Source organism: Alicyclobacillus dauci (assembly GCF_026651605.1).
Classification (GTDB): domain Bacteria; phylum Bacillota; class Bacilli; order Alicyclobacillales; family Alicyclobacillaceae; genus Alicyclobacillus; species Alicyclobacillus dauci.
In genome coordinates, this window is the sequence record NZ_CP104064.1 from 695,662 (window position 1) to 714,862 (window position 19,201).

Sequence of the window (19,201 nt, forward strand, 5' to 3'; positions counted from 1 at the left end):
TATAAACAAAACTTTTACGAATTCATGATTTTACTTTGGTAAGGCTCCTGTATAATAGCGATTGCGGTAGACATCTAGAAACCACTTCAAACCGCCCCGTTTCATCCAGTAGCTCATACGTGCCGCAGAGCACCTCTTCATTTGACCCCACATCTCTGCACTCGTTCGCGCGCATTTCGAATCGTCTCTTTGCTCTGAGAAGTGCCCGTCTTTTCTGGGGACTGGTTGAGAGGGACACAGCATTGCGCAGAACGTATTTTGTTCACAACACAGGAGGATTGTGTAATTTATGAGTCAAACGAAAACCTCGCCTGATACGGGGCTAAACAAGGGCTTGATTCTCGCAGTGATGGTTGCCGGCGCCTTTGTAGCCATCCTCAACGAGACGCTGTTAAACGTTGCTTTGCCCCCAATCATGAACGAGCTCAAAATCACCGCAAACACAGCACAGTGGCTGACAACGGCCTACATGCTGACGAACGGTGTCTTGATTCCCGTAAGTGCTTTTCTCATTCAACGGTTTTCGACACGCACGCTGTTCATCACGGCGATGGGGCTGTTTGCTGCAGGGACCCTCATTGCGGCCGTGGCGCCAGACTTTGCATTTCTGCTCGTGGCCCGCGTCGTACAGGCGAGTGGTGCGGCAATCATGTTGCCGCTGCTCATGAATGTCGTCCTGTCCATCTTTTCCGTGGAAGAGCGCGGTGGCGCGATGGGGATTATGGGCCTTGTCATCACGTTCGCGCCGGCCATCGGTCCGACATTGTCTGGATGGATCGTTGGGAACCATTCTTGGCGGGTGTTGTTCTGGATTGTGTTGCCCATCGCCGTGATCGACATCATTTTCGCGATGGTTTCCCTGCGCAATGTCACGCAGTTGACGGCGCCGAAAATTGACATTTTGTCCGTCGTTCTCTCGACGTTTGGCTTTGGTGGTTTGCTGTATGGTTTTAGCGAGGCCGGAAATGGCGGATGGAACCGGGCAACCGTCATCGTCTCACTCGCTGTAGCGCTCGTCGGTCTGGTGCTGTTTACGTGGCGGCAGTTGTCGGCCAAGAACCCGATGCTGGAGTTTCGGGTGTTTCGCTACAACATGTTCACGCTCACAACCATTATCAGCATCCTCATCACCATGACCATGTTTTCTGCCATGTTGTTGTTGCCGTTGTATCTCCAAAACATTCGCGGGTTCACCCCGTTTCGATCCGGCCTGCTCGTCCTGCCCGGCGCCATTTTGATGGGCATTATGTCGCCTATCACCGGCAAGATTTTCGACAAGATTGGGGCGCGGTGGCTTGCCGTGATCGGCTCAGCTTTGACGGTAGGAACGATGTTTCACTTCACGAGATTGACGGATTCAACGACCTATCTGTCGCTGGCGATTTCCTACGCCATTATGATGTTTGGCATGTCGCTGCTCATGATGCCTATCATGACTGCGGGATTGAACCAGCTTCCGCAACGCCTCAACCCACACGGTACAGCCATGTCCAACACACTCCAACAGGTGGCAGGTGCCATTGGCACTGCTTTGTTGGTCACCGTGATGACGGATCAGACCAAGGCACAGTTGACTAAACTGCTCGCGTCCTTTGGTGGAAATGCGGCGCAACTGCAACAGACGGCGGCTCAAGCTGCAAGCCAAGCTGGTGCGAAAGTCAGTCAGACACCGTCGGCAAGCCAAGCGGCGATGGTTACGGCCATGAAGCATGCAACGATTCACGGTATGAACGATGCGTTTATGTTGGCGACCGTGATCGCGGCATTGGCGTTTGTGTTGACATTCTTTATTAAGCGTACGCATCCGCCAGTGGAAGACAGTGATGCGGTACACGTGGAACCGGAAGGGCGTACGAAACCCCGGACTTTGATTGAGGGAACCTAACAGTAGCGCGTTCGGTCACCCGAACCGCCGCAACGACCGATCTGATTGAAAAGCCCAGGCACAGCCGTCATGGCCATGCTTGGGCTTGTTTGTCGTGACATGCACGATTGGTTATTCTTGTTGTTGGATTCGGCGGGCGCGGTCGGGTCAAAAAACTTCCGGGAATTCGATGATTCTTCAATGTTTATGGTGCATATTGAGAACATCAAGATCTAGTCTGCGAGGAGAAATCACTATGGACCGATCAGAATCAAGCAGAACCACACAGAGAAATGACAACAAACGGTGGATCGCGGTGGCAGCTCTGTCAGCCTGTATAGGAGCCGGTGTTACACTCGCAATGACGCCCTTGATTCGCAGTGGGACAACTGCTCCAAATACAGTTCAAACAACACCACCGGTGACAGGCACGAGCGCACCGATGTCCTCGAATGTGAATGTGAATATCAGTGATGCCATCACAAACGTGTTTAAAACAGTCTCTCCGGATGTGGTTGCGGTTGTGAACTACACCACCAGCAACGGGGGGTACTTTGGCCAGAGTCAACAGCCTCAGCAATCGGATATTGGGTCCGGTGTTTACTTTAATAAGGATAGCCAGTACGCCTATATCGTGACGAATAATCACGTGGTGGAGGGCGGATCGAAAGTCGATATTGTTTTAAAGTCAAACAAACAGGTGCAAGCGCAGGTGGTGGGAACGGATCCGTACACGGATTTAGCAGTCCTGAAGGTGCCCGTTTCTAACTTTAATGGTACGTCGCCTGCGCCGTTTGCAAATTCGGACAAAATTACCATCGGTGAGCCGGTCGTCGCCATTGGTACACCAATGGGACTCGATTTCGCGGAAACCGTCACGTCGGGTATCGTCAGTGGCAATCAGCGAATGATGCCTGTCGAGGAGCCGACATCCCAGACCACGCTGGCTTATGAATCCGTCATCCAGACGGATGCAGCCATTAACCCCGGGAACAGTGGGGGTCCGTTGCTCAATATCAATGGGCAGGTTATCGGCATCAACAGCAGTAAAATTGTCGCTCAAAACTTCCAAGGTATGGGATTTGCGATCCCGTCGAACGAAGTCGAGAACATCGCCTCTCAAATCATGAAAACTGGCCATGCAATACACCCGGCCCTTGGCATCAGCGGACTCGATCTGTCGACGATTCCCCAAGGCTACTTGCCGAACGTCCCGGTTGATTACGGCATCTACGTGCAGAACGTGCTGACGGCCGATGCAAAGGCAGGCGGGTTGCAGCAAGGGGACGTCATCATCGCCGTCAACGGGCAGACGGTACAGTCCACGGCAGACTTGCGAACAGCCTTGTTTAAGTTACAGCCTGGTCAAACGGTGAAGGTCACGGTGTACCGCGGCAGCGCGAAGAAGACACTGCAAGTGAAGGTAGGACAGCAGCAAAGTGTGAACACAACTGACAATTCACAGGGTGACAATTCCGGGGGAAATGACTTCGGCGGTGGATCCGGTGGTCTTGATCCGTTCTCAGGTGGCGGCAGTATTTTCGGAGGCTGACGTCGACAAAACAAAAAGGGTAGCGCCATTCAGGCGTTACCCTTTTTGTTTCTTGTCCTGATAAAGAATGGGGCCTGTCCCAAATGTCTGAATGAGCTCGTTTGCTAGTAACTGTCCAGCCAGTATATGCCCGGCTTGGTTTGGATGCCAGCTATCTCCGTAGTATTGCTTCCACGTTTGATTGTGCGCCTGCATGTAGAGCGTCATTTGGTCGTTCAGGTCCAGGAAGTGAACATTCGAATTGTGGAACGAATTGGCGACCGTCAGTTCGTCCTGAATGTAGTTTTCAATCTGGTTGTGATCAGACGTTGCCGTGGCCTGGGTGACGGGTGAGGTGACCACTAGGACAACTGCTTTTGCCTTCAACGCGCCGGCGATCTCGTCACGTACCGCCTGTTCAAGTTGCTTCTCGGGTGTCTTGAGATAAACGTCATTTAATAGTCCCCACGAGATCACGACGATTTGCGGCTTGTCTTTCGCAAGCCAACTCTCGTAATTATTCGTTTTTGCCAATTTGACGGGAGAGTCGCCGGAAGCGGTGTGATCGTCGTACGTATATTTCGTATTCGTCGTATCAGACAGCGTTTGAAAGGCTCGGCGGAGGTAGGAGTTGTCGTTCGGGTCCTTCCAACCGTGTGCCATCGATCCGCCCACCACCAGCACCTTTTCTTGATTGAGACTGTCGGCCAACGAATTTTTCGGTACGGCTGCAAGTACTTGGTCGTGGCCCGTACGCGTCTGCCCTAGAGACCAGCCTGCTGCGACAAGCAGTGCTCCTAAAACACTGTAGCCAATGGTTTTTTTCCAGCGCGATCGACGAATGTGGGATCTTCTATTTCGACCGTTTACGGATTTTTGCACAAATAGCCACCTTCTTTTCTCTTCTGTCCTTGTTTATACCAGTCAAATCTCGAAAGACGATTGAATCTGCGGGATGTGGAAACCATTAGTAAAATGGGAAATGGGTATTACGTTGTATTTCAAGTTCAATTCAATCTTTCATGGGTAATCTTTTTGTAGGAACTCAGTGCGGGGATGGCCACGCTTCATTTCTATGTCATTCAGCTTGACTCAAAAAGGGGTGGAATCCGCTGAAGAAGCAACATTTATACGAAGTAGACTTGATGCGAGCGTGCATTATTTTAGGTGTTATCTGCGTACACGTACTGTCGTCGTATGATGCAAAAACCGTCCCGTTTTCGACAGCGAACATCGGAATGGATTTACTGACGATGACATTTCACTTTACACGCGAGGCGTTCATGTTTATCACCGGTCTGGTGCTCTTTTATACGTATGCTGATAGGGAATTCTCATCAACGTCCTTTTGGAAAAAGCGCTTTGCTTTGATTGCGATTCCCTACATTGCGTGGACAGCACTTTACATTCTATTCACGGGGACGTATTTGCAGGGTTTTGATTGGACAGCCACACACCTGTGGTCCACATTTGTTCAATCTCTATTGACCGCAAATCAGTTCTTCCTCTACTTTTTGATGGTTTCCATGCAACTCTATCTCGTTTTCCCACTCATGTTGAAGCTGCTCAAGAGGCTAAAACGAGTTCACCCGTGGGTGTTTGCCGGGAGTTTCGTACTCGAATTACTCATTATGGGCTTCAACCAGTGGGTTATGCCGCATGTCGATTTGACCCAACTTCCCACTTGGTTAGCAGTACTGCTTCACTACCGAGATAGGTTTATTTTGACCTACCAGTTCTGGTTTGTCGCAGGTGCAATTTTCGCCATGAACTATCAAACCGTTCGCGACTTTGTCACATCCCGGGGACGGATGGTCGCGAGCGTCTTGATTGTAGGTCTATTGGCTCTTTACGGCACGTATTTCGCTGAGCGGTTTGGCCTTCACTTCGCCGATGGGGCTGCGGTTGATGTATTGCAACCCATCATGATTCCGTACAGTCTCATTGCTGCAGCGACCCTGTGGACGATTGGGACAGCCTGGAGCCGCGTGCGAACGGAAGAGAGAATGCGCCGATTCAGCGGTATCGTTCGATTCTTCGGCGGTGTTTCATTCGGGATATTTCTTCTCCATCCCATCGCCTTGCATTATGTTGAATCGATTGCCAACCAGCTAAATGTCTCCCGCGGGGTTCACTTCGCTTTCATTCCTGTCATCATCGCCGTCACCTACGTCGCCGCCGGTTTCGCCGCATATGCAATCGGGAAAATACCCATGGTCAGTTACATCGTCGGTGAGAAAACTCGCTTGGCACGTCCAGCAAAAAGAGAGCTGCGAAATGCTCGGCAGGCCAGCTGATATGAATCGACAGTCGCACATCGAAAAACGAGTTGCAAGGAGGCGTGGACTATGGAGTATACCAGATCTCAAGTGAATCTTCTGTCGCGATTGGACAGGGTTCCTGTAACCAAAACGGTGATCCAAATTATCATCCTGCTGTCGTTCGTCTGGTTGGCCGAAGCATTCGATATCGGCATTGTGGGACCGGTGCTCAGCACGCTTGAAAAGACATGGACACTCACGTCCTGGCAAATTGGGTTACTGGCCGTCGCGTCGACACTGGGTGTTGTCATTGGCATGATCCCCTCCGGCCTCATGGCCGACAAATTTGGTCGACGCAAGGTTGTGCTTTTCGGCATTCTCTTTTTCTCGGTGCTCACAATTCTTGGGGCATTTGTCTCCAACTTCGTGACGCTCTTTGGGATTCGCTTTCTGGCAGGTGTCGGTGAAGGGGCGGTATTGCCCATGCCCTATTTGTTTCTGTCCGAATTTGTGAGAAGCCGCAAACGCGCAGTCAGCGTCGGGTATTCAAACGGCATTCTCACGGCTGCGTACGTCATTCCGAATCTCGCTTCACTTTGGGCCCTACACGCGTTTGCTCCATCGTTTGCCTGGCGTGTCCCGTTTCTCCTTGGCGGAATTCCGCTGTTGCTGCTCATTCCGCTGTATCTTTGGTTGCCTGAATCACCGCGGTACCTATTGAAGACCGGGCGCACCCATATCGTGCAAAAACTCGTCGAGCGGCTTGAGGTCGAAGCGGGACTCGATCACGACACCACCCTCGTTGACTACCGCCTAGGTGTCGCCTTAAAGCAGACCCAGGCACGCCCAAAGGCGACGATCAAGTCAATGCTGCACAAGCCATTTTTTGGGCGGTCTATCATCGTCATCCTACAACTCACGGCGGCGCTCATCTTGTTCTACATCCTTCAAGTGTTCGGGCCGTCTCTTTTGCTCAACCGTGGAGCAGGGGTCGGGAGTTCCATTCTCTTTTCCGGCTTGATGATGCTCGTTGCCGGCGTGGGTTCAATTGTTCAGGGGCACCTGTCTGATCGCTTCGGTCGAAAAACGATGCTCGGCGTCTATGTTGGGTTCGCTGCGCTCGGCTGCTTCTTGTTCGCGTGGGCGACTCTGCCCGCTGTTGTTTTTCTTGCGGGATTTCTCACGGCATTTTTCGGACTTGGCATCTTCCCTGTTTCAAAACTATGCGTCGCCGAACAGTATCCGACAGAACTTCGGGGAAAAGGCGTGTACTTTGGCGAAATGACCGCCCGAACAATCAGCGGGATTGTAACAACATCCTGTATCCCATTCATTCTGCAAGCGTACGGAAATCAAGTCATTTTCCTTGGTGTCGCCATCGCGCTAATCGTTCTCAGCCTCCCATTTTTGGTTTTCGGTCGGGAGACGGCAAACGTTCAGATGGAACAAGCGGGTTCGCGTGTTCCGCTCAGGGTTCTTAAACCAGAACTCGGGGCGTCGCGGGTTTCCAATCAATAAGAATTTCGAATACACAAAAGAGGTGCTGGGAAATGTCGATATTGACGCGATCGCTCTGGTCGATGCTTTCACAAACAAATGGTCCCGTCGTCTATGATGGCGATGATCTTTACAATACGAAAAAATTAGCCACCGACGTTTCTGATCTGAGCGACCAGGTGCGCGAAATGGGCATTGGTAACGAGACGAAAGTTGTGCTTGCCCTGCCGAACTCGTACGCCTTCACAGTTGCTTATATCGCTCTCCTCCTGACGGGCGCCGTCGTTGTTCCCGTTAATCCAACACTGCCGGCAACTGAGATGGAGCGATTCATGTCGCGATTCGAAGCAAAGGCCGTTCTCATGCAAGATGACGCGGAGTCTGGTTGGGCGGACATCTTTGCAAGAACAGGGTTGCATCCCCTTGGCACTGCGGCTGAATTGTCTTTGCCTGGGACTGCGCTGTGGTTGCGTGTGAGCGCATCGAGCGAACAGGCCCCGGAACTAAGGACTCCGGACGAAGACGCGCCCGCCGTGCTCATGTTTACATCTGGGACGACCGGCAATCCGAAAGGAGTCCTATTGCGCCATCGTCATGTGATGGCCGCCGCACTACACGTCGTCGAGAGTCATGCCTTGACGCAAGAGGATGTAAGCTATTGTATTCTGCCTCTCTTTCACATCAATGCACAGGTCATCGTGTTGCTATCCACGCTGCTCTCCGGCGGGACCTTAGTGATGGCGGACAGGTTCCACGCCTCACGGTTCTGGCAAGACGTTGCGAAACACCAAGTGACGTGGGTATCCTGTGTTCCAACCATTCTCTCCATTTTAACGAAGCGAGACGTGCTAGAAGGGAGCACTGCATCATTACGGTTTGTCCGATCCGCCTCCGCACCCCTTTCTCCCGCCATCCTAGCGCGCTTCGAGTCACAAGTTGGGGTGCCCGTCATCGAATCTTACGGAATGACGGAAGCAGCCGGGCAGATTTGTGTCAATCCGCTGCCGCCGGGCCTACGAAAAACGGGCTCTGTCGGCAAACCGTACGGAATTGACTTAAAAGTGGTCGATGACGAAGGGCGGGCTGTCGCGGCGTTTGATGTCGGGGAAATTGCTATCCGCGGTGCGAACGTGATCGAGGGGTACTGGAATGTGGGTGAAGAGCCAGGCTCAGCGACTGAGCAAGGATGGATACACACAGGGGACTTAGGGTACGTGGACAATGACGGATACGTCTTTATCACGGGGCGGCGAAAAGAAATCATCAATCGCGCTGGCGAAAAGCTGAGCCCCCGTGAAATCGAGGATACGCTGAATGGACACATTGACGTTGCTAGTTCGGCTGTTATAGGCTTGCCGGATCCACTGTACGGCGAACGTGTCGTCGCTTGGGTTGTCCCAACTGACTTCGATGGAACCGATGCGACACAGTTGAAACGAGAGCTCCAAGCGCTCTGTCTTCGCTCACTTGCCAAGCACAAGTGCCCGTCGGAGTTTATCGTTGCACGGAGTGTCCCGGTAGGACCGACCGGCAAGGTTCAGAAGCATTTGCTGCGTGACAAGGTGGCTGCCGCAAGATTGGCGTAAATCCTCAGCCGCCTAGCGGCTCCTTATGATACGTGTAGGGTTTCCGTGAGGGTGTGTCCATTATCAGTGACTGTCACAGGCCAGTCACCTGGTGTGGTACGTGTTCCGACTTTCCATTCCCACGAAACGTCACCATTGCTGCCAACTGTCTCTGGTACAAGGCCAGCTGCATGGCTCGGGCCACTCTTATAATCGACTTCGATGTCGGCAGTTGTCCCAGGTACCCCATGCACTGCAATGGTCGCATACTCTCCAGGTGTCACATCCTGGGTAAAGCTGACCAGACGAAGTCCTGTCGATTGACGCGCAGCGGTTGTAGTCGTTGACGTAGTTGTTTTCGTTGTAGATGTGCTAGACGACGTCTTCTTTGAGGCGGTTGATGAATAATGCACCGCGCTCATATTATAGCCATCTGCAGTTACGTAACCGGGTATCGTCCAAATCCCCAAGTGGTGAGACTTGGCGTAACTTTGGTCAGCCTCCAGCTGAGCAAGGTGTTGCGTATTCGGTGGATAGATATAACCGACGCGGGCAAGGCCTTTCTTGACGACGTCTTCGTTGTACATGTCGGTCTTTGTTACATATACAAAGGCGAGGAGCCGCCCGTACTTGTCCGTTGTATATCCGGGCTTACCCTCTTCGATATAGATTTGTTTGCCGACTGGGAGTTCTTGTTTTGCAAAACTCGCTGCTTGCAAGCTAAACGGTTCGACCGGGGTATTTGGCTTAACATCCTCTGGTGTGTCAATGAGCAGCATACGAATGGTCTTATCTTGACCATTCGGCATTTTGACATGAATCGTATCTCCGTCAGTTTCCTTTGAAACGACCACTGGTATCAAGTTCGGCGTTGCCTCGGTACTAGCCTTTGCTTGATGGGTGGTAGTAGCAGCGCCGTTTGAGACGGGATTCGTTTCAGCGGCGTTTAAGGTGACTGCTTGATTAGTCGCTGCTGTTGTGTTATTCGTATCCGCACAGCCGGCCAGGGTGATGATCGGTAATATAGCTAGGGCGGCTGCCGCCAGTTTTTTCTTTATCATGCTTTTCATCCTTCGTCTGGGTCATCCTTTACTTATAGCTTAATTAAAAAGGGTATTGGATACCAAATAGTCATTCTAACAGAAGAAATATAGCGGTTTGATTACGGGACATTGTTCAATAGGCGGGCATGTAAAATACTTGGTGACCGCGGTAGGGACGAGGTGTCTACCGCTGAATTTTATTTGCAATCAACGTGTGTCGTCTCCGTCATACTTTGGCGCGGCACACTTGCCACTGAGGGGTAGGCGAACGCGCATCGTCGTACCTGTATCGTCGCTGTCAATCACCTGAATCATTCCACCGTGCGAAAGAACAACGAATCCACAGTACGTTAACCCCAGGCCAAATCCGTTCTTCTTTGTCGACTTGTAGGGCATGAAGATCTCATCCCACTGTTCGCGTGCGATCCCGTGTCCCGTGTCGTGAATATCCACGGAAACGTCGTTTTGGTCTCTCGTGACCGTCAGTGTGACCTCTCGAATCGTTCTCTCCGTGTCTATCGCGTCCATTGAATTCTGGATTAAGTTTACAAACACCATTCGCAACTTATCATCATCGATCACGACGAGAACCTCGTCATCTCCCGACAGATTGCGGAGTTGAATGTCAATGTCCCGCTCTTCCGCCACGGGGCGAAGAACTTCGAGCGCGCCCGCTATCGTGTTCAAGAGACTATGCTCGCGCAAATTCAGCTTTCCGTTTTTCAGGAAATCGCCGAAATCGCGAACGACGCTGTTCGCATGTTCTGTTACCAGCCTCATGCGCTCCACGACTTCTTCACCGCGTTCATTCATCTGTTGGATTTTCGGCAGAAATTCCTGCAAGTATTTCATGACTACAATGGGGTTACGGAGCTCGTGAATGAGTGCATGCATGACCATCATCAAGTAGCTGACACCTTGACCGCGCTCTTTGCGGACAGACTCGTGCAGATATTCTAAGAGATTCATCGACATGGTGTTGACACTATTTGCTAGAACACCGATTTCGTCTTGGCGGTGAATCGTCACTGGCTCATCGAATCTTCTATCCGCGATACGGTTGACCTTCTCCGTAATCTCCCGCAGGGGCTTCACGATAAACCCGGAGGTAAAGTAGCTGAGAAGAATGACGAGGAGAAGCAGCGATGCTGAAATCAGCAGACTGTTATGCAACTGTTGATCAAGCGTATTGCTCACGACATTGTAGTTCGTCACGATTTCCACCACAAATTTCGATCCGTTTTCCGATTCGGGCACAAACGTCTTGAGCACCTTTTGGCCCTTTCTGAAGTCTGTCACACTGACCGTGTGCCCTGTTTGGTTCGCAAGATCCTTTTCCTTGGTATCGAGGGCTAGATTTTCATAGTCATAATGCCCATACATCACCGGTTTGTTCGCGACGTCGACCCATGTGTTGCCGCCATAGGTATAGACGATAGGTGTTTGACCAAACGTCTGATTGAGGACCGCGATGGAAAGAAGCTGCGGTTCGGACTTTTGAATATTCGTGATGAATGATGGTACGCCTACATCTGACGTATATGTTTTCAGGGCTGATGATTCAACAAACGGATCGATCATGTAATTCGTCGTCCCATCGTAGTAGTAGCCCCATTTATTGATCTTCGACGGATCTGACGAAGCGTTGGAAAACGGGCCCGTCCAGAAGTTTGGCGCAGACTTGCCAAACTTTGAAGCTTCGGGATGGCCATTCAATAGGTCGCGAAATGCGCGATACCACAAGTTCATGTTTTTAGTGCTCAGTCCGACTTCTTTCGGATCGGACGACTTGACGGCAACGATATCATCCTTTGTCGGTTTGAACAGAGTGATTCCGCTGATGTTCAGTTGTGCCGCTAAATCTGACAACTGCTTATTCGTGACTTTCGAAACATCGGGATTAAGGGCATATTTAATCGCTATCGCGGCTTTGTTCAATTCGTCACCAAGTAGATCGTCGATGTATGATTGCCCGGTCTGTGACTGCTGGATTTCAAGTCGAATTTGTTTAGATACCGTGATATTCTGTGCAATCGCCTTCTGCTCGAGAATGGATTTCGTTGACCAGTAATATAGGGAGTTACTGAGCAGTAGAATGGCAACCATAACTGCAAATAAAATGGAGAGGACTTTCAACCGCAACGAAAACCGAACGGAAGACCCCTGAATCAAAGCGTTTCACTCCTTCATCGCACATCAAACATAGCATGACCTGCACCTCGTTTGTCTACCTATAGGAGTAACAAGTTTTTTCTCCCGTCTCCGACCCTCTGTCAGTTGTGTTGCGTATTGTAGGAAAACGACAACATGTGAAGAGAGGACGTGCATGTATGAGCACGAGCGAACTGTCTCATTCTCACGCAAAGACAGGCGAGTTAAGACGCAGCCTCAAGAGCCGTCATATTCAGATGCTGGCATTCGGTGGTGTGATCGGTGTAGGGCTCTTTTACGGTGCCTCCGTGTCCGTAAAGTTAGCCGGTCCAGCAGTTCTGCTGGATTTTGTTATTTGCGGGATCATTGTAGCCATTGTGATGCGAGCATTGTCTGAAATGACCATTGCGGATCCCACTGCCGGATCGTTTAGTGTGTACGCCCGGAGATTGTTCGGGGCGAGGATGGGCTTTATCACGGCCGGAATGTGGTGGTTTTATTGGGTCGCGACTGTCATGTCCGAATTGGCCGCCATCGGCAAGCTGCTTCAAGTCTGGTTTCCCGGTCTGCCAGCCTGGGTTCCAGGTCTCTGCGCGCTGCTTTTGTTCACGGCATCGAATCTGTTAGTCGTCCGTGTGTTTGGGGAACTCGAGTATTGGTTTGCATGTTTAAAGCTGTTGGCCATCGCCGTCTTTATGCTCTTTGGCGTGCTCATGATGGTTACGCCTGCGTTTCACACCGGCGGAGCGCTGGGCGTTGCCAACCTCTACAAGAGCGGTGGTTTTATGCCGAATGGCGTGTTTGGTGTCGTGATGGCGTTGTCGCTTGTGGTTCAGGCGTATAGCGGGATCGAGACGCTTGCCGTGGAGGCGGGGGAATCCGCTCGACCTGAAGAAAATTTGCGTCGAGCCTTCAACGCCGTCACGTGGAGGGTACTCATCGTCTATGTCGGATCGATGTTTGTCATGCTCTCTGCGTTCCCGTGGACATATCTTGTGCATCACGCGGGCAGCCCGTATGCGCTCATGTTTGAGCATGGTGGCATCCCTGTGGCGGCAGCTCTCGTCAATTTAGTCATCATTTTGTCCGGCCTCTCATCCTGTAACACCGGGCTCTACGGTGGCAGCCGGATGCTGTTTTCGATGTCGAGACAAGGCTTAATCAAGACTGAGCAGTTTGCCACGATCAACCGGCGACAAATTCCCAGCCACGCGGTGTGGGCTACGGCGTTGGCCATTTCAGTCGGGATCCTTGTCACCTACATCGATCCGGACCACGCCTACGTCTGGATCACCAGTGCATCCGCATTTGCTTCGCTGTGGACCTGGTTTGTCATTCTGCTCGAACACGTCGCGTATCGCAAGCGGCAGTCGTCGAACAATCGCCTCTCTGCAGGGAGCGGTAAGCAGTCGCCGCTGACGTGGATCGGGATCGGACTTCTCGCGATCACGTTCATTTGCATCGTCTGGTCTCCATTAACGCGTGTGTCCGTGTTTTCAGGCGTTGCGTTTCTCGTTCTGCTGTGGCTGTTTCACTGGCTGCGTCACCGGAACGCCTAAGGTGTGAAAAAGCTCACGGCTGCCCCTCTCGGGTTAGCCTATTTTTTGGCGGTCCCCGAGCTCCCATTGATTGGCCATGGCCTGGTGCTTCACAATTTGAGGGTTTTTCGATAATTGCGGCCTACAATGCAATCAAGCGAAAGACCTCGCTGTTCGAGGCAGGAGGAAGCAGCATGGCCAACAAAATGGGAAATACACTTGTAGCATTATGCTCCGTTGCTCTGGGAGCCATTTACACAACCGGCTATGTGGTGACGAAGTCACCGGACGTTTCGGCCATGGCACCACCCTCTGGTAACGGTCCAGCCACCTCGCAGCATACGGAGTCACATACAACATCAAAACCATCCACTCCGTCGACTTCGACAACGAATTCGACGACTGCACCTGCGAAGCCCAAGACGACGTCTAATCAGAAGTGGTTGGATGGGACCTATCAGGGGTCGGGATCGAATCGCATCGGTACGGTGTATGTGGCGGTGACAATACAGGGCGGGAAGATCTCCAAGGTTGACATCACGGAATGTGATACGCACTACCCACAATCTTATATCGATCCGGTACTGCCCCAAGAGGTTGTCCAGCGGCAGAGTCCGAACGTGGATATCGTCTCCGGTGCAACCCTGAGTACGTACAACTTCGCCTACGCAGTTCAAGAAGCACTGACCAAAGCGCAGAATCCGAATTACGTGGCGGGAACGTGACGAGGCAGGTGAAGCGGATGACAAAAGTTTGGAGGAAATCTGCTCTCTATATGGATACGGTGGTGTCCGTCGAGATCGTGACTGGCGATCTCGATAGGCAAGACGCGGGTCTGGCCATCAATGCCGCGCTGGAGAATTTCTCAGTCGTCGAGCAGGCGTGTAGCCGATTCGACGAGACCAGTGAAGTGATGAGACTGATTGAACATGTTGGTGAACCTGTTCAGGTCAGTCCGGTTCTATTCGAGGCGGTCCGCTTTGCCTTGGAAGTCGCAAAGCTCACGGATGGCGAGTTCGATCCGACTGTCGGCCATCAACTCGAGACATACGGCTTCAACCGACACTATCTAACGGGGCATGAGGTGGCGACGCATATCGCTTCCGGTGAGTCCGTCACGTATCGGGATGTCACCGTCCACGAACAAAACAGGACTATTCAGTTGGACAAGCCGCTCGTTCTCGATCTCGGCGCCATTGCCAAAGGTCTCGCCATCGACATGGCGGGGAAATCCCTCGCAGAATTCGATGGATTTGTCGTGAACGCGGGAGGCGACGTCCTCGTACACGGGGTGAATGAACGGGAGGAACCTTGGCGTGTGGGGATTCGGCGGCCGGATTCAGCGAGTGACGTGATGCACACGCTGAATATATCAGACGGAGCTGTTTGCACATCGGGAAGTTATGAACGCAAAAGCCCTATCACAGTCGATACGCATCACATTCTTCGACCGGCCATCGGAAAATCGCAGAACGAGGTCGTAAGCTGTACCGTTGTCGCGCCGTTCGCGATGCTTGCGGACGCCCTGTCAACTGCAGCATTTGTTATGGGGCCGGGGCGGGGGATCGAGCTGATGGAACGATGTGACGTAGACGGTATCCTCGTCACGTCCTCCAATGAAATACAAATGACGAAACAGATGAAGAGGTATATCGATGGCTAAACACGCGCAAAAACAGCAAAGGCCTGGTGGGTTTAAGAAATTTGTAGGCACCCCAAAAGGATACGTTATCCTCATCCTCGTGTTGTTGATGCTCATTGGATGTCTGCACTTTGCCGATGCAAGAGGAATTCTCAATGCCGTCATCGCCGTGGCTACAGCGCTCGTTATTGACACGTTTGTGGCGCTCTTACAAAAACGTCAGCGTCTCTTCTCGGATGGAGGCGTCGTCACAGCGCTCATTGTTGCGCTCGTCTTGAGTTCAACGGTGAGTTGGTACGTCGTCGTGATGACGACGGCTGTCGCCATTCTGTCCAAACACATCCTCAAATCCGGCCGCAAGCCATGGTTTAATCCAGCGGCATTCGGTTTGCTCATCTCTATCTATGTGTTCCCAATTGGCGAAAGCTGGTGGGGGGATCTGTCGTCCCTACCGTGGTGGGCTATCGGTATCCTCATCATCGTTGGGTTCCTTGTCACAAGCCGCGTCAATAAGTTTCCACAAGTGTTTGCTTTCATGGCGGTTTATCTGCTTATCTTTCTGGGATTTGGCGAACTGCACGTCGCCAGTGCCGCCGATGCATTCCGCAACCCAATTATCAACTCGGCGCTCTTTCTAGCATTCTTCATGATGACCGATCCGCCCACATCGCCCGCAAAGTACACACAACAGGTTGGCTTCGGCGTCATTACCGCTATCATCAGCTGCGGAATTTATCTAGCGTTTGGTGGTTTGTCCTATCTGCTTATCGGACTTCTCGTCGCCAACTTGTGGAAGGTGTGGATCGGCCGCAAATCCAAGGCAGCAGCGAGCCCGAAAGGAGCGCCCAATCCCAAATCGAGATTGGTCCGGGAAGCGGATATGTAAATATAAAACTAAGACTTGTTTACAATCGACCCAGTATTTTAGTAATGATGACGCCTCTACTTGTTTTCTATACTAGAAACAAAGGAGGCGTATCATGCTTAAGAAGACTATTGCTGGATTTGTCGTGACATCCGCTCTTGCCGTAGGACTGGCTGCACCTACATTTGCTGCTACCACATCCAACGTCGGCTCACATGTCTATACGCAGACGTTCACTTTTACCAGTTGGACTCAGGTGAATAATTGGCTCCAACATTACTTCCAGGCACCGTCCACCTCCCAAGTTTCACAGGTTCCAGTACAGAAACCTGTTCCACAATCAACACAGACTTCTGTACAGAAATCTGTTCCCGCTCAACAGACAACGTCAAATGCGAATACGTCGGTTCCCGCTGGCGTTCAACAGGTTGTTAACCTTGTCAATCAAGAACGGCAAAAAAACGGCTTGGCACCGCTGACAATAAGTAAATCACTCGATAACGTCGCGCAGACAAAGGCGCAGGACATGATCAACGAGAATTACTTTGACCATACCTCACCGAAGTACGGAAGCCCGTTCAACATGATGTCGACATTTGGCATTCACTACACATATGCCGGTGAGAACATCGCCGCTGGACAACCAGACGCGGCGACCGTCATGAAGGATTGGATGAACAGCCCAGGACACCGTGCCAACATCCTCGACCCACACTACACGGAAATTGGTGTTGGCGAAGCTCACGGAGGTTCCTACGGAACATATTGGGTGCAAGAATTCATTCGCCCATAACGGATCGAGTGAAGGCGACATTTACTTCGACAAAGGGGTTATCCCGCATGCCATCGCAGGATGGGTGTAGGGGTAGCCCTTTTTGTTGGGGTGCGGGATCGACCACCTTCATCACCAATCGTATTTCCTTCTGTCGTTAACGCACGGGGGAGTTCAAGATGAATTGCACAAAAAAAGAGCCAATTGGCTCTGAACATTGGAACTACTTTACCAATGATGATCTCAATTTGTTAACGCCAAACTCCAAATATCTCTTGAGACAGGTCAACATATAAACCCATCCTTCTTTGTTGTCTAACAAGTGATTGATGAATTGAGAATTATTTTCATTGAAACCTTCTTCGGTCACTTCAACGATTGTTGTTGAATTGTCCAACTCGTTCAACGTGATGGTGACAGGATTGCCTTCTCCATTCGTACCCCATCGAAATGCGATTTTCATATTCACCTGAGTCTCTAGGATTTTGATATCACCTTGTGCATCATATTCGTCATATCTCAATGTAATCGTCTTACCTTGCTCCCATCTTTCAGAACTAGATGAGAACCAAAAGTTCCCGATTTTTTCAGGGTCAACGAAAGCTTCAAAGACATCGTTGGCTGGTTTGAATACTTTAATCTTCGTAACGTTGTTCATTGGCTACAATTACCCCTCTTTAGATAAAGTTAGCGTTGTCATCAATGTAGCCTGACTTCTTTGTATCATTAACCCGCATTGGCGATAGAAGAAACGCGAAAGGGGCTAACCACCACCCCACTACTCGTCGAGAATTGCAACTGCCTCAATCTCAACCAGGAGTTCTGGTTCAATCAGAGATTTCACTTCAACCATCGTTGCTACTGGACGAATATCGCTAAAAAATTCTCCATGTGCTTTCCCGATCTTTTCCCACTTCGATATGTCAGTGACAAACATTCTCGTCCGAACAACGTCCGACAGTTTTGCTCCAACTTTTTCGAGAGATTCTTTGATGATTTCCAAAGCACACACCGTTTGAGCGTAAGCATCACCAACACCAACGGGTTTACCGTCTCTCACAGCTGTTGTGCCTGCGACTTCGACACGATTTCCAACTCGAATTGCTCGACTGTAGCCGACAACTGGTTCCCAGGACGAGCCTGTAGATATTCTGATTCTCTCCGCCATAAAAATACCTCCTCTATTTGCTATGCAAAACTATCATAATTATAAAATTAGCTTCAACAATGATGCTTACTCTCCCACGCTACGAGTAAGTGATACCGTGATCGGAATCCCGGAATTGGAAATAGCGAAGGTTTTTGAGCGATTCTATCGTGTAGATAAGTCAAGGAACATCTATTCTTGTTGAATGGCCCGCACCATTCAGAACACGGGAATTCGAATGAATGATGTTTGCTCAATTCCTTTCCACGAATTATCCAAGTTTACATTGCTCAACCCAGTTGTACAAAAAGGGATTGTGTAACAAGCGTTCTTCCGTATATGCTCCTAGTAGCTAGAATTTTTAAAAACTTTCATTATTATCACGTCACGTTGAGAGTGGGGGAGAAGATGTGATTTTCGAGGATGGGACGAAACTGGTGATGATTGGCGACTCCATCACAGACTGTGGCCGTGCTCGGCCAATCGGTGAATGGTCGCACGAAGGCCTTGGTAATGGCTATGTTTCTCTTGTCGATGGACTCCTTCGTTCCGTGTGTCCGGACCGGACCATTCGGGTGGTCAACATGGGGACCAGTGGGAACACAGTTTTGGATCTGCGGGACCGCTGGCAGGCTGATGTGATAAATCTCACGCCAAGCTATTTAAGCATCATGATTGGTGTGAACGACGTGTGGCGCCATTTTGATCGACCAGCGTTTAGAGAGATTCACATCGATCCCGATACATACTATCGAACACTATCCGATCTCGTTTCCTCCACGAAACCGTCGGTCCGACAAATATTTCTGCTGAGCCCATTCTATCTTGAACCGAACAAGGAAGATCTCATGCGGAAGATGGTCGATGAATACGGGCAACTAATGAAACGCGTGGCAATCGACACGGGTGTAGTGTTCGTTGACGTCCAGGCGGCGTTTGACCAGGTCCTGAAACATCTATACACGTCTTCCCTGTCCGCCGACAGAGTCCACCCAAATTTGACAGGGCATCTCGTCATCGCCCGTGCCTTCCTCCAAGCGATTGGTTTCAACTGGCTCTAACATCACCAATTAAGTCATTGGAAGTCATAAGACCTCCCTGGTCAATTTTATCTCCCATTTACTGACTGTACATATCCTTCAACGGTAAAATAACTGCGCGTAAGGTTAATCCTGTAGTAAATAGTATATTTAAAGTTATCTGATATCGTGGTTCGATAGAGTCGTTCCGGTACAGTGTGATGTGATTATTTGGTATTTAAATGTTGACCTGTAAGAAAAACCATGGTGCATAATTATGCGGTGTGTAGTATATTGTCGTAGTCA

The 19,201-nt window shown here is 50.8% G+C and carries 16 protein-coding genes; 11 read left to right on the forward strand and 5 right to left on the reverse strand.

Annotation, left to right across the window (positions count from 1 at the left end; translation table 11 throughout):
- The first annotated feature begins 289 nt into the window (after positions 1 to 289).
- Entirely contained in the window at positions 290 to 1,885 is a 1,596-nt protein-coding gene (locus tag NZD86_RS03465) for a DHA2 family efflux MFS transporter permease subunit (protein ID WP_268045106.1), read from the forward strand.
- A 235-nt stretch (positions 1,886 to 2,120) separates the two neighbouring features.
- Positions 2,121 to 3,416, forward strand: a complete 1,296-nt coding sequence (locus tag NZD86_RS03470) for a S1C family serine protease (RefSeq protein WP_268045107.1) — start codon at positions 2,121 to 2,123, stop codon at positions 3,414 to 3,416.
- Positions 3,417 to 3,452: 36 nt separating this feature from the next.
- Here NZD86_RS03470 and NZD86_RS03475 read toward each other — a convergent pair whose 3' ends face one another.
- The gene (locus NZD86_RS03475) at positions 3,453 to 4,277 is read right to left on the reverse strand and encodes an SGNH/GDSL hydrolase family protein (RefSeq protein WP_268045108.1); all 825 of its coding nucleotides are present in this window, start codon (positions 4,275 to 4,277) and stop codon (positions 3,453 to 3,455) included.
- A 230-nt stretch (positions 4,278 to 4,507) separates the two neighbouring features.
- Here NZD86_RS03475 and NZD86_RS03480 point away from each other — a divergent pair, with 230 nt between their 5' ends.
- The 3 genes from NZD86_RS03480 to NZD86_RS03490 are packed head-to-tail and all read left to right on the forward strand — an operon-like array spanning position 4,508 to position 8,739.
- Entirely contained in the window at positions 4,508 to 5,692 is a 1,185-nt protein-coding gene (locus tag NZD86_RS03480) for an acyltransferase (protein ID WP_268046778.1), read from the forward strand.
- A 51-nt stretch (positions 5,693 to 5,743) separates the two neighbouring features.
- Positions 5,744 to 7,174, forward strand: coding sequence for an MFS transporter (locus NZD86_RS03485; RefSeq protein ID WP_268045109.1), 1,431 nt, complete (start codon positions 5,744 to 5,746; stop codon positions 7,172 to 7,174).
- 32 nt (positions 7,175 to 7,206) lie between these two features.
- Positions 7,207 to 8,739 (forward strand): AMP-binding protein, encoded by a 1,533-nt coding sequence (locus NZD86_RS03490; protein ID WP_268045110.1) that lies wholly within the window; start codon positions 7,207 to 7,209, stop codon positions 8,737 to 8,739.
- A gap of 23 nt (positions 8,740 to 8,762) precedes the next feature.
- Here the strand turns inward: NZD86_RS03490 and NZD86_RS03495 are convergent, their stop codons facing one another.
- On the reverse strand, positions 8,763 to 9,779 hold the full coding sequence (locus NZD86_RS03495; protein ID WP_268045111.1) for a thermonuclease family protein: 1,017 nt from the start codon (positions 9,777 to 9,779) through the stop codon (positions 8,763 to 8,765).
- Positions 9,780 to 9,968: 189 nt separating this feature from the next.
- A complete protein-coding gene (locus NZD86_RS03500) occupies positions 9,969 to 11,933 on the reverse strand; it encodes a sensor histidine kinase (protein ID WP_268045112.1) in 1,965 nt (654 codons plus the stop codon).
- 158 nt (positions 11,934 to 12,091) lie between these two features.
- Here NZD86_RS03500 and NZD86_RS03505 point away from each other — a divergent pair, with 158 nt between their 5' ends.
- The 5 genes from NZD86_RS03505 (at position 12,092) to NZD86_RS03525 (ending at position 16,750) form a co-directional block, all read left to right on the forward strand.
- Positions 12,092 to 13,471 carry an amino acid permease gene (locus tag NZD86_RS03505; RefSeq protein ID WP_268045113.1) on the forward strand — a complete coding sequence of 460 codons (1,380 nt, stop codon included), beginning with the start codon at positions 12,092 to 12,094 and terminating at the stop codon, positions 13,469 to 13,471.
- 173 nt (positions 13,472 to 13,644) lie between these two features.
- On the forward strand, positions 13,645 to 14,175 hold the full coding sequence (locus tag NZD86_RS03510; RefSeq protein ID WP_268045114.1) for an FMN-binding protein: 531 nt from the start codon (positions 13,645 to 13,647) through the stop codon (positions 14,173 to 14,175).
- A 17-nt stretch (positions 14,176 to 14,192) separates the two neighbouring features.
- Complete coding sequence (locus NZD86_RS03515; protein ID WP_268045115.1) at positions 14,193 to 15,113, forward strand: FAD:protein FMN transferase; 921 nt, start codon at positions 14,193 to 14,195, stop codon at positions 15,111 to 15,113.
- On the forward strand, positions 15,106 to 15,978 hold the full coding sequence (locus tag NZD86_RS03520; protein WP_268045116.1) for an RnfABCDGE type electron transport complex subunit D: 873 nt from the start codon (positions 15,106 to 15,108) through the stop codon (positions 15,976 to 15,978). The genes NZD86_RS03515 and NZD86_RS03520 overlap by 8 nt, the downstream gene beginning before the upstream one ends.
- 94 nt (positions 15,979 to 16,072) lie before the next feature.
- Positions 16,073 to 16,750: a CAP domain-containing protein gene (locus NZD86_RS03525; RefSeq protein WP_268045118.1), complete on the forward strand. Its 678-nt coding sequence runs from the start codon at positions 16,073 to 16,075 to the stop codon at positions 16,748 to 16,750.
- A gap of 202 nt (positions 16,751 to 16,952) precedes the next feature.
- Here the strand turns inward: NZD86_RS03525 and NZD86_RS03530 are convergent, their stop codons facing one another.
- Entirely contained in the window at positions 16,953 to 17,387 is a 435-nt protein-coding gene (locus NZD86_RS03530; protein ID WP_268045119.1) for an SRPBCC family protein, read from the reverse strand.
- Positions 17,388 to 17,507: 120 nt separating this feature from the next.
- Positions 17,508 to 17,897, reverse strand: coding sequence for a RidA family protein (locus NZD86_RS03535; protein ID WP_268045120.1), 390 nt, complete (start codon positions 17,895 to 17,897; stop codon positions 17,508 to 17,510).
- Positions 17,898 to 18,286: 389 nt separating this feature from the next.
- Between NZD86_RS03535 and NZD86_RS03540 the strand changes: the two genes are divergently transcribed.
- Positions 18,287 to 18,937, forward strand: coding sequence for an SGNH/GDSL hydrolase family protein (locus NZD86_RS03540; RefSeq protein WP_268045121.1), 651 nt, complete (start codon positions 18,287 to 18,289; stop codon positions 18,935 to 18,937).
- Positions 18,938 to 19,201: the final 264 nt, after the last annotated feature.